Annotated in this window: 7 protein-coding genes; 1 reads left to right on the top strand and 6 read right to left on the bottom strand. The window is 67.0% G+C overall.

What is annotated here, in order from left to right; genetic code table 11:
- Positions 1-52: 52 nt before the first annotated feature.
- Both N4264_RS04955 and N4264_RS04950 read right to left on the bottom strand, forming a co-directional pair.
- Complete coding sequence (locus tag N4264_RS04955) at positions 53-1366, bottom strand: sensor histidine kinase (protein ID WP_261695965.1); 1314 nt, start codon at positions 1364-1366, stop codon at positions 53-55.
- On the bottom strand, positions 1366-2064 hold the full coding sequence (locus tag N4264_RS04950) for a response regulator (protein ID WP_261695964.1): 699 nt from the start codon (positions 2062-2064) through the stop codon (positions 1366-1368). The genes N4264_RS04955 and N4264_RS04950 overlap by 1 nt, the downstream gene beginning before the upstream one ends.
- Positions 2065-2534: 470 nt before the next feature.
- Between N4264_RS04950 and N4264_RS04945 the strand changes: the two genes are divergently transcribed.
- The gene (locus tag N4264_RS04945; RefSeq protein WP_261695963.1) at positions 2535-3041 is read left to right on the top strand and encodes a hypothetical protein; all 507 of its coding nucleotides are present in this window, start codon (positions 2535-2537) and stop codon (positions 3039-3041) included.
- Between the two features lie 29 nt (positions 3042-3070).
- Here the strand turns inward: N4264_RS04945 and N4264_RS04940 are convergent, their stop codons facing one another.
- The 4 genes from N4264_RS04940 to N4264_RS04925 all read right to left on the bottom strand — a co-directional run bounded on the left by N4264_RS04940 (position 3071) and on the right by N4264_RS04925 (position 10056).
- A complete protein-coding gene (locus N4264_RS04940; RefSeq protein ID WP_261695962.1) occupies positions 3071-5866 on the bottom strand; it encodes a serine/threonine-protein kinase in 2796 nt (931 codons plus the stop codon).
- Positions 5867-5870: 4 nt separating this feature from the next.
- A complete protein-coding gene (locus N4264_RS04935; protein WP_261695961.1) occupies positions 5871-6428 on the bottom strand; it encodes an ECF-type sigma factor in 558 nt (185 codons plus the stop codon).
- A gap of 160 nt (positions 6429-6588) precedes the next feature.
- Positions 6589-7896: a dicarboxylate/amino acid:cation symporter gene (locus N4264_RS04930; RefSeq protein ID WP_261695960.1), complete on the bottom strand. Its 1308-nt coding sequence runs from the start codon at positions 7894-7896 to the stop codon at positions 6589-6591.
- A gap of 396 nt (positions 7897-8292) precedes the next feature.
- On the bottom strand, positions 8293-10056 hold the full coding sequence (locus N4264_RS04925; protein WP_261695959.1) for a BatD family protein: 1764 nt from the start codon (positions 10054-10056) through the stop codon (positions 8293-8295).
- Between the last annotated feature and the right edge of the window lies 1 nt (position 10057).

Below are 10057 nucleotides of genomic sequence, written 5' to 3'. Positions count from 1 at the left end.
GGCTTCACACGTCAGTGACGGCCGCGATCCATGACGTCACGTATCAATGACGTCACGTATCCGTGACATCGGGCCAGTCGAGCACGAACGAGATGCCCGGTTGCACGTCGACGCGATCGTCGGCGCGCACGCTGCCGCCATGCAATGCGGTGATGGCGCGCACGATGGCCAATCCCAGGCCGAACCCGCCCGATTCGCGCGAACGACTCAGATCCAGCCGCATGAAGGGCTCGAAGATGCAATCGCGCTTGCCGGGTGGAATACCGGGTCCATCGTCGATGACTTCCACCACCCAGCGACCGCTGCTCCAGCGACTGATGATGTCGACACGATGGGTCGCGAAGCGCATGGCGTTGCGAACGAGGTTACCGACCGACCGCTCGAACAGGCGCCGGTCGAAGTTGCAGGGAAGGTCAGGACCGTGCGCCGGGTGGTAGGCCACGTCCACGTCCGGCTCCTCGTGCAGGCAGCTTTCCACGACCGCGCCGATGGATTCGGCCACGGCGAATCGCTCCCGCTGCAACGGGTAGCGGGCGTACTGCAGGCGTGAGTAGCCGAGCAGTTCCGCAGCGAGGCGATCGAGTTCGTCGATGGCCGAATCCACGTTCGCCTGCAGTCCAGGACGCACGCTCCCACTGTCGGCCAGCATGTCCACCGCGAAACGCACACGTGCCAGCGGCGCGCGGATTTCGTGTGTCACCGCATGCATCATGTCGCGCTGGTTCAGCAACGAGCGCTCGGCCTGTTCCAGCGTGCGCTGGTAGTGCGCCATCAGGCGATTGAACCGGTGCACCACCGAGGCCATGAGCGAATCGGCGTCTTCGGGCAGCGGCGTAAAGCGGCCTTCCTGCAGGCGCAGGTCCAGTTCCTCGACCAGGTGCGAGAACCGGCGCGCAGTGGGGCGCAACAGCCAGTAGTAGTAAAACGCCAGCAGTGCCACCGGAAGGACGAACAGCGCGACACGATAGGGAATCGATTGCCAGCGCGACGGCGGCCGGAAATCCGGATCATCGATCACCACGGCATTGTTTGCGGGAAAATGAATCAGCGTGCGCGCGGCCGCCACGTCGTAGAAGCGCCCGTTGACGCCACGACTGGCGATCGCCGCGATGTCCGCTTCCCACTCGTCGTCACCGGGAAATACGATGCGCAGGCCACGGCGATCCCGCGTCATCTTGCGCACGCGCTCGCCCAGGGTCTGGTCGTCCAATCCCTGCAATTGCGACACCACCATGTCCGCGCTGCTGACGAGAAATGCTCTCACCTCGACCGGCGCGGTCGTGTCCTCTGACAAGCGGAAGACGAACCAGGGCCCCGCGACGAACAGCGCCGCCGCCAGTACCAGATGCAGGTACAGCCGCAGCATCAGTGGACGGGCGGAAGATCGGCCAGCTGGTAGCCGCGTCCGCGCACGGTCTTGATCAGAGCCGGTGCGCGCGGGTCGTCGCCAATCTTGCGGCGCAGGCGCGACACGCGCAGGTCGATCGAGCGGTCCAGGGGATCAAACGGCGTGAAGATGCAGGTATCGTGCAGCAGCTCGCGGCTGACGATGCGGCCCTTGTTCTGCGCCAGCAACCACAGGAGTTCGAACTCGGCCGTCGTCAGATCAATACGTCGCTGGTGCTGCATGACCGTGCGCGAGGAGCTGTTGATCACCAGGCCCGCGCTGCGTACCTCGGTGACACCACCCGCTGCCTGCGTACTGTGCCGACGCAGCATCGCACGCACCCGCGCCAGCAGGACACGGGGGCTGACCGGCTTGGCGAGATAGTCGTCGGCGCCGGTCTCCAGGCCGACAACGTGGTCGACGTCATCCCCGAGCGCCGTGAACATCACGATCGGCCCGTGAAAGTAGCGGCGAACGTCGCGGCACACGGAGAGCCCGTCCTTGCCGGGCAGCATCAGGTCCAGCAGCACCAGTTTTGGTGGCTGGTTCTGGATATAGGTTTCCGCGGTGGGACCGTTGTCGACCGCGTCGGCGTCGTAGCCGTGCGAACGCAGGAATTCCACGATCATGCCCGACAGGCATACATCGTCATCAACGATCAAGATCGACTCGCGCACGGCTGTGACGTCTCCTGGCTGCACTGACTTACGCGGTGCAAACCCGAATTGATGTCCACCTCCGCCACCGGATCACGTGTTGCGACGCAACGCGTTTTCCGATGTGCCCGTGCGGAGAACGTTCAAAAGGTGCTGCCTGGCAGCCATTTGATTGTGACCGCGATGCGTTTCCTTCTGGCGACATCCATCGCTCCGGTTCAAGCATGTTTACATGTGTCAACAATCCCTCGCAAATGCGTGCTACCGATTGTGTCCCGTCGTCTCGGAATAGGCAAAATCCACAGGTGGACATGCGACGGAAATGTCACGAAACGTCACGTCAGCACGGTGCCGCGCGCGGATGGCACGCGCGACTGCGAAGTGGACGTGAGTTTCGCGTGATTGTCCTGCATTGACCCTGCCCGGCCTGGCCACCATCATCCGCGCCTGGCCGGGCCGGTGCGGCGGCGGCGCATCGGGGAGGAAAACGCATGCGTGATGACTTGCAGACGCTGGTCCGGCAGACCATTCCCATACTGGCCGACGCAAACGCCGGTCGCGCGGACATCGAGGCGCGCGTACTGGCACTGGCCGGCGATGCGGCACTCGCACGGCGACTGATCGACTGGATCCCCGAACCCTTTGGCATGGTGCTGGTGGCGCACCTGGGCGACCTTCGCTTCGCCAAGACATTCAAGGCGCAGAACGCGGCGGGAGAATGGATCGAGTTCCCCCTGGAAGCCGAGCCGATCTTCCAGCACGCCCTGATCCTGGCCAGCGCCCTCTGCCACAACGGCCCCCAGGAAGTGTTCCAGGCAGTCGCACTGAAGAGCTCCGTGGTTCCCGCGGTCAACAAAGCGCTCCAGGCGGGACAAAAGCTCGCTGATGGAACGTTCGGAGCAACCCGGATGCTCGGCATTCCTGCCGAGACCTACGGGCACGCGCCACTGCGGCGCGGCGTTTTCCGCGCGCTCTGGGACCGGCTACGCGGCCGATAACCGATGCAGGCGCCCGCGTTGCCGAACGATCATCCGTTCCCCGGCAGGCGGGCTTTCAGCTGACGGATTCGCGTCAGCTCCGGCGCAACGGGCGCCAGCGCCCGGGTCAATACCGGTTCGGCCTTGGTCAGCCATTCGCGGGCCGCATCCCGGTGCCCCGCCGCCCACTCGGCTTCGGCGCGATCGAGCATGCTGACCGCCGTCAGCGGGTGCGTTTCCCGCCAGGTCCTGGCCATGGCGTTCTGCGCCTGGATGAAGTCGGCCAGGGCGCCTTCGGTGTCTGCGTCGGCGGATTTGAGCTGGGCCGACAGGCGCCAGCGATACGCCTGCATCTGCGGCGTGAACGGCGCGGCGTGGTGGGCCAGTTCATCGACCATGCGCCGGGCTTCCTCGTGCTTTCCCGACAGGCGCATCCAGTCGGCCAGCTGCAATTGCGACCGCGCGGTGTCCACGTGCGCATCGCCCAGTTTCGCCCGGCGGGTGGCCAGCGCAGCGTCAAGGTAAGGACGCGCTTCGGCCAGGCGTCCCTGGCGCATCAGTACCCGCGCCAGATTGCTTTGCGCGCGCGCCACCAGCGGCACATCGGGCCCCAGGTCGCGCTGTCGGATCTCCAGCGATTCGCGGAACAGCGGCTCGGCGGCAGCGTAATCGCCCATGTCCTCGCGTGCCGAAGCCAGGTTGTTCAAGGGCCGGACGTAGTCGAGTCCGCGCTTTCCGGCCAGCTCGCCATCAATACGCATGGCCTGCGTGTAGTTCTCCGCGGCTTCGCGGAAGCGCCCGGCATCGTGCAGCGAGGAACCCAGCTCGTTGTAGGCATCGCAGACATTGCGGCTGTCGTAGCCGTCCAGTTCACGCCGCAGCTTCAGCACGCTTTCCAGCAGCGGCAGGGCTTCCTCGGTACGTCCGGCGTTGGACAGCGCCCGGGCGTAGTTGTCCATCGTGACCAGGGTGCTCGGGTGCCGGTCACCGCCGTAGAGCTTGCGCTTCATCGCCAGTGTGCCCGCGAAGGCATCAATGGATTTCTGGATGTTTCCCGACTGCAGATAGAGCAGGCCCAGGTTGTGCAGGGTCGACGCCACGGAACCGGCCTCGCCCAGCCGCCGGCGCGTTTCCAGCGCGCGCTGGAGGTAGGTCTCGGCCTCGTCGAAACGCGCCTCGCCCAGCAGCACCAGCCCCAGCGTGTTCCAGGAATCGGCCATGGCGCGCTCGTCCGGTTGCGGCATCGCCTCGCGCAGTGCGAGCGCTGCGCGCGCATGGCGCTCGGCTTCGGCGTCACGTTCGTGGTTGGTCAGGATCACGGCCAGATCCGACCGGCTGGCCGCCTCCTCGGCGCGGAACTCCGGGCCGGCGCTCTGCCACAGGTTCGCACTTTCTTCGTACAGCGCCGCCGCGCGCACCGGCTGGCCGAGCATGTTCCAGGCGCGCGCGAGTACATCGGTCAGGCGCGCCCGCACGGTCGGTTGTTCCGCCAGCGAGGTGGTCATCCGGCGCGTGCTCTCCTCCAGCATTTCGCGCGCGGTGATGTCGCGCCGGGCCGGATTCTTTTCCGGATTGGCGTAGTCGAACAGCGAGATGAGGAATTCGCTCACCTGTTGCGCCGTCTGCGCCTGGCGGCGCGCTTCCCGTTCCGCGGCGACGGCGCGATCACGCTCGCTGATGATGCGCCAGCTGAAAAGACCTGCCATCACCAGCACGACCGCCGCGCCGGCGAACAGGGGCCAGCGCCGGCGCAACAACCGGCCGTAGCGATAGGCAAAGGTCGGTGCACGCGCCGCAACGAGCTCGCCATCGAGATGGCTTTCGATGTCCTCGGCCAGGGCGTCGGCGGAGGCATAGCGCAGCGCGGCCGCCTGCGCAGTGGCGCGCAGGATGATGGCATCGAGGTCGCCGCGCAGCTTCTGGCGCCAGCGGCAGTCGTCGGCAGCCAGCTCGCTGGGCCGTCGCGCCGCGTGCGCAAGCTCGGTGACCGTGTTGTCATCCGCATGCATGCGCGCCTTGCGGCCGGTCACCAGCTCGAACAACACCAGGCCCAGCGAATAGACATCGCTCGCCACGGTCACCGGCGCACCGGCCATTTGCTCGGGACTGGCATAGGCCGGCGTGTAGAAGGTCTCGGTCTCGCCCTCGCGCGAACGATCCAGGGCACGGGCGATGCCGAAGTCGAGCAGCACCGGCGAGCCGTCCGGCCGCACCAGGATGTTGGACGGCTTGAGGTCGCAATGCACGACCAGCCGCCGGTGCGCGAAGGCGACCGCGCGGCAGACATTGCGGAACAGGCGCAGCCGCGCGCCAAGCTCCAGGTTGCGCTCACTGCACCAGCGGTCGATCGGCACGCCGTCGACGAATTCCATCACGAGAAAGGGCTGCCCGCTGGGCGTGGAGCCGCCGTCGAGCAGCCGGCCGATATGCGGGTGCTGCAGCTCGGCCAGGATCTGGCGCTCCGCCGACAGGCGCGCGAGCGCTTCGGCCGTGGGAACGCCGCGCAGCAGCTTGATCGCCGCCTGCTGCTGGAAATGACCGTCGGCGCGCTCGGCACGATAGACAGCACCCATGCCGCCGCTGGCCAGCTTCTCGGTCAGCCGCCAGGCGCCCAGGCGATCACCGGCGTCCAGTTCCGTGTCCGGCAGGTTGGCCAGCAGGGCGGCGACGGGCGTGCTGGCGCGGCGCAGGCCGCGGGTTTCCGCCGCGATCAGCGCCTCGACCTCGGCGACGATGGCTTCGTCGATGCTGCACGCGTGGAAATGTGCACGCCGCTCGGTATCGGACAGGTCGCAGACCTCTTCGAACAGCCGGCGCAGCTGCGAAAAGCGCGTGGGCGACGCCACGGCTTCAGCTCAGGACGCGATTGAGCCAGGCGCGGGCAAAGCGCAGGTCGCGATCCACCGTGGGTACGGAAATACCCACCACCGCCGCGATCTCTTCGCGCTCCATGCCGGCGAAATAGCTCATTTCCACCACCTTCGCGATGCGCTCGTCCTCGTCGTGGAGCTGGGTCAGGGCCTGGTCCAGCGCGAGCAGGTCCAGCTCGATCCGCTGGCCCTCGGAGGCTTCCGCGTGGCTCAGGGTGACCATGACGATATCGCCACCGCGCTTGGCGGCCAGGCGCGAACGCGCATGATCCACCAGCACGGATCGCATATGCATGGCCGCGAAGGCCAGGAAGTGGGCGCGGTTCTGCCAGTCGGTGGTGCCACCCAGCAGGCGCAGCAGGGCCTCGTGGACCAGCGAGGTGGGTTCGAAGGTCTGGATGGCGCCTTCGCGGCGCAGCCGCACGGCCGCCATTTCCCGCAGGGTGTCGTAGAGCCGGGGCATCAACCGCTCGAGAGCGGAACGGTCACCACCGCGCCAGGCATGCAGAAGTTCGGTGACGTCGCCGTTTGCGGACATAGTCGGAACTGTGACGAGGGCCCCCGCATTGTGCCGCAAGCCCGGGGGGGATGTAACGCGTATTGGCCGGCATTCGCGACACGTGTCCGGCAAACTGCGCCCGGCCGGGGCTGACACCGACCGCCAGCCGCAGCAGGGATCGCCACGGCCAGCGCCACCGCTAGCCGGAACGCGAGGATGCCTCGTCCGGTTCGCCACGCGACACCACCACCGCGGCGGCGAGGTCGCCGGTCACGTTGAGCGTGGTGCGCGACATGTCCAGCAGGTGGTTGACGCCCAGGATCAGGCCGATGCCTTCGACCGGCACCTTGACCATGGCCAGGATCATCATCACCACCGGAATCGACCCGGATGGCACGCCGGCCGTGCCGATGCCGCCCAGGATGCACACGCCCAGCACCGTCACCTGCTGCACCATCGACAGCTCAATGCCGTAGAACTGGGCCAGGAAAAGCACCGTCACGCCCTCGAAGAGCGCGGTACCGTTCTGGTTGGCGGTGGCGCCGACCGTAAGGACGAACCGCGCGATCCGCGGCGGCAGCTTGAGCTTCTCTTCAGCCACCTTGAGCGAGGTGGGCAGCGTGGCAGACGAGGAGGCCGTGGAAAATGCCGTGAGCATGGCTTCTTCCACGCCCTTGAAGAAGACACGCGGGCTCATTCCGCCAAATACCTTCACGACGAGCGAGTAAACCACGAACTGGTGAATGGCCAGCGCCAGCAACACCACGCCGACGTATTTTCCCAATTGCCACAATATGGACCAGCCGAGCTTGGCCACCAGGGTGAACAGCAGGCAGGCGACGGCATAGGGCGCCAGCTGGATGACCTTGTCGATCAGGGTCATCGCGATGTCGTACACCCCCTGCACGAATTCCTTCACCCGGTCCGTGGACGGCGTGCGGGTGAGCACGAGCGCGATGCCGAACATCAGCGCGAAGAACATGATGCCGAGCATGTCGCCGTTGGCAGCGGCGCGGACGACATTGTCCGGCACGATCTGCACCAGCATTTCCATGCCCGAGGGCGGCGCCGACTGCGCGGTCACCGACTTGGCCCGTTCGGCCGAGCCTTCCAGGAGCGCGCTGCGCGTCTCGTCCGGCATGCCGGCGCCGGGCTGCAGCACATTGACCAGCACCAGGCCGATCAGCACCGCGATGGCGGATACGGCAACGGTGTAGACCAGGGTCTTCCAGCCCACGCGCCCGAGCGAACGCAGGTCGCCCATCTCCGACACGCCCAGCACCAGCGCCGAGAACAGCAGCGGAATCACCAGCATCAGCAGCAGACGCAGAAAGATCTGCCCCACCGGCTGGCTGACGTAGGTGACGATCAGGGAGAGCCATTGCGCGTCGCGCCCCAGCCAGTAGCACAGCACACCGGCGAAGGTGCCGACCAGGAAGCCGATCAGGATGCGCGTATGCAACGCCATGCGACGCGGCGGGGTGACGGAAGCGGCGGCTTGGCTCATACCAGTCTCATGGCCCGGGCGAAAGACGCGACCCTACCGGACCTGCCCCCGCCAGGGCAATTCATCCGCCGCCCGCAACGAAGCGCCGCTCGCGCGACCAGCGCGCGGGGAACGAGAGCAAGGGATTTGCGGGATCCGAAAGAAAGCGAGCCCGATGCGACAGGGGGTGCGCACCGGGCTCGTATGAGTCATCCGTGACTAGGGCACCCTGCCCCTCCGACATCTCCCTGATGGGGAGTCCGCCGCCGTCTGGCCAGCGTTGCGAAGCAAGCGCAGACTAATCGCGGCGGCGTCAACGTTCTGTCCACTGGTTAGCACTTCGCCCGGTTTCGCAGCGCGTGCAACACGAACGATGTCAATTAGACGATAGACGGACTTGCTGAACCGGCGCGAACCTTATCGCGTGCCCCGATTCTGGCGAAATGACGGATCGTCAGAAGGCCATAGCCGCGGCAGCTCGTCCTCATTGGCGGCGGCGGATGCGCGCGGCCGGCGGCGGAAACCGTTGCCGAATACCGTCGCCAGCGGCGGCATGGCGATACCGGGCGTCGTGCCGTAGAGCGCGGCCTGCAGCGCGCCGATCGCCTGCTTCTGCGCATCGTCGTCGAGCTGGTCGGCCAGTTCGCCCAGGTTCTGCACGGCGAGTCCCTCTGCCCGGGCCCAGGCCAGCAGGTGGCGCGCGCTGGCCCCGGCCTGCCCCGCCGCTGCCGCTCGCGCAAACGCGCCGCGCGCGCCCAGCGCGGCCGCATCGGCGCCCTGTGCCGTATTTGGCCGCCGCACGACCGGCGCACGCGTGCGGCGCCAGAGCAGATATCCGGTGACGAGGGTCACTGCCCACAGCCCCAGGCTGGCCAGGGCGATCGCACGCCACGGCCCTGCCTGCGCAGCAACCGGGGCCACTTCGCCGGCCACCGGCAACGCGTCGCCTGCCGGTGTGCTGATGATCGGCCGCACGGGCGCGGCCGCACCGGCCACACCTTCAACGGTGATGTCGAACGCAGCGGTCGTGGCTGTCGCCATGGTGTTGGTTTGGGTGTTCCACCATTCCAGCGTCACTGCCGGTACGTGCAGCGTGCCGGGGCGCGAGGGCACGATGGCGAACTTGCGGCTGCGCTCCCCGTAGACCCAGTCACCGTCATCGCGGGTCCGCGTGACGGCCTTGTCCGGATACACCTCGGCACCGTCCACTTCCGGAAGTGTCAACTCGGGGATTTGTTCGAACGTCTGGCCCTTGGCCTGGACCGTGAGCGTCAGCGTCACCGGCTCACCGACCTTGCCCTTGATAGCCGAATGCCCCACGGACGCGCCCGCACCTTCCGCCCGCAGCTCGACCGATTCGGCCGGCAGCCAGGGGCCGGAACCGGAATCGGCCGGGCGCGCCTTGATCACCAGATCGATCGCGTTGGCCCGTGCGGATACCGCGTTGCCGCGACTGAAAAAGCCACCGGGATCCCGCGCCGACAGCGCGCGTCCGCGGAAGTTGATCGCCGGCAGGGTCAACGGCCCGCTCTTTTCGGCGAATACCGCGTAGCGGCGCTCCAGCACGTGATAGCGCCTTCCGCCCTGCTCGGATTCGTAGCTGCGATCCTGCGCCAGTTTCTGTACCACCACGCCCGGCGCGGTCAATTCATCGAGGACGCCGTCGGTGAGGTTGACCGCGTAGTAGAGCTTCACCGTCGCGTGCAGTTGCTGCTGCACGTAGGCCTCGCGCGGCGAGGCGTCGTACTCGATGAAGATGTCGTCGCCCGAGCGCTGGGTGGCCTGGCTGGCTGGCAGCACGGTGAGCTGCACGGGCGCCGTGCGCTCGGATCCGACCGCCAGCGCGGGAACCGTGATGACGCCCTCGTGCCGCGGCTGCACGGCCACCGCCCAGAGCTGGCGCGCGCTGGTCTGCCCGTTGACGATGTTGACCGAGCGCGAATTCGAGGTGGACAGCTGGTCAAAGTCCTTGTCCAACGGCGACAGATCCGGCTGGCCGCAGGTCGCCGAATCGCATTCGATGTTCAGGCTCACCGTTTCGCCGACGTGCATGCGGTCGCGATCGAACCAGGCCCGCACGGCCGCACCGGCCAGGCCAGGCACCAGCATGAGCATCACCATCAGCACGGCGAGGCCAGGGCGAAGCGGGTTCGCTGTTGCAGACGCTGATCGTCGCTGCATG

The sequence above is a fragment of the Tahibacter amnicola genome, assembly GCF_025398735.1.
Lineage (GTDB): Bacteria > Pseudomonadota > Gammaproteobacteria > Xanthomonadales > Rhodanobacteraceae > Tahibacter > Tahibacter amnicola.
This window is presented reverse-complemented; position numbering and strand designations above follow the sequence as displayed.

Bases quoted from the DNA above. Each gene is read 5' to 3' on its own strand.
- N4264_RS04930 (WP_261695960.1), bottom strand. From the start codon at position 7,896: ATGAGCCAAGCCGCCGCTTCCGTCACCCCGCCGCGTCGCATGGCGTTG.
- N4264_RS04935 (WP_261695961.1), bottom strand. From the start codon at position 6,428: ATGTCCGCAAACGGCGACGTCACCGAACTTCTGCATGCCTGGCGCGGT.
- N4264_RS04945 (WP_261695963.1), top strand. From the start codon at position 2,535: ATGCGTGATGACTTGCAGACGCTGGTCCGGCAGACCATTCCCATACTG.
- N4264_RS04955 (WP_261695965.1), bottom strand. From the start codon at position 1,366: ATGCTGCGGCTGTACCTGCATCTGGTACTGGCGGCGGCGCTGTTCGTC.
- N4264_RS04925 (WP_261695959.1), bottom strand. From the start codon at position 10,056: ATGCAGCGACGATCAGCGTCTGCAACAGCGAACCCGCTTCGCCCTGGC.